Origin of the sequence: Vibrio sp. 1641, from assembly GCF_033339995.1 — a bacterium.
Classification (GTDB): domain Bacteria; phylum Pseudomonadota; class Gammaproteobacteria; order Enterobacterales; family Vibrionaceae; genus Vibrio; species Vibrio alginolyticus.
Genome location: NZ_JAWOVP010000336.1, coordinates 1 through 595 on the forward strand (window position 1 = coordinate 1; position 595 = coordinate 595).

General features: G+C 43.5%; 1 pseudogene. It reads left to right on the forward strand.

Annotation, left to right across the window (positions count from 1 at the left end):
- A pseudogene (locus tag R7Z47_RS25845) lies at window positions 1-506 on the forward strand (sodium-dependent transporter); the annotation flags it as partial.
- Between the last annotated feature and the right edge of the window lie 89 nt (window positions 507-595).

Sequence of the window (595 nt, forward strand, 5' to 3'; positions counted from 1 at the left end):
TTCTGTTCTTCATCGGATTAACGGTAGCGGCGCTTACCTCTTCGGTTTCATTGTTAGAAGTAGTGGTTTCTTACCTTATCGATGAGAAAGGCATGAAACGTTCTAACGCAGTAGTTTCAGCAAGTGTCGTGATGGCATCACTTTGTGTCTTTGCATCGCTTTCGCTAGGCGGTATGGGACCAACGCTATTTGGTACCGGCGCATTCGATATCTTCGACCTACTGACAGACAAAATCTTCCTAGCGGTTGGGGGTATGTTGGTATGTATCTTTGCTGGCTGGCGCTTAAACCGTGCAGAGCTTGAAAAAGAAATCACGAATGATGGCGAAGTATCATTCCCACTATTTGGCTTATGGTACAACCTCGTTAAATACGTCATTCCGGTAGCGATTGCTATTGTTGCCTTCATGGGCATTAAGTCTGGCTTCGATAGCGGCAAAGGCGAAATCATGGTTTTAGGTATCGCGATTATTGGTTTTGCAGGATTACTTTCGAAGAAACTGTAAACAGCTTAAAAAGATAAAGAAAAGCGGGGGCTTAGTAAGGCTCCCGCTTTTTTTGTGTCTGTAGGATAAGACTGACATTTTTAGATTAA